We start from the raw sequence: 365 nt of genomic DNA on the forward strand, positions 1-365 counted from the left end.
AGTTTGTGCAGTCGGGGGAGCAGATCACCGGCATCGGTGACGTAGCGGCGCACCGCCGAATCGGTCCACTGGCCCTTGCCGTAGCCGTGGAACCGCAGATGCAGGAAGACCAGCCGGGCCACGTCCTCGGTGAACTGCTTCGGATACTTCAGCGCACGCATGCGCTTGCGCACCATTTTGGCGCCGACCACTTCATGGTGATGGAAGCTGACGCCGCCGCCCGCTTCGTTGCGCTTGGTATCCGGCTTACCGATGTCGTGCAGCAGCGCCGCCCAGCGCAGCACCAGGTCGGGATCGCCTTCCTCCTGGTCGATGGCCTGGTCGAGGACGGTCAGCGAATGCCAGTACACGTCCTTGTGCTGGTG

At 64.4% G+C, this 365-nt stretch carries 1 protein-coding gene; it reads right to left on the reverse strand.

Features of this window, described 5'->3' with window-relative positions; genetic code table 11:
* On the reverse strand, positions 1–365 hold a 365-nt coding region (locus GV790_RS29190), incomplete at both ends, for an HDIG domain-containing metalloprotein (protein ID WP_163818034.1).

The organism is Nocardia cyriacigeorgica, from assembly GCF_010858045.1.
Classification (GTDB): Bacteria; Actinomycetota; Actinomycetes; order Mycobacteriales; family Mycobacteriaceae; genus Nocardia; species Nocardia cyriacigeorgica_E.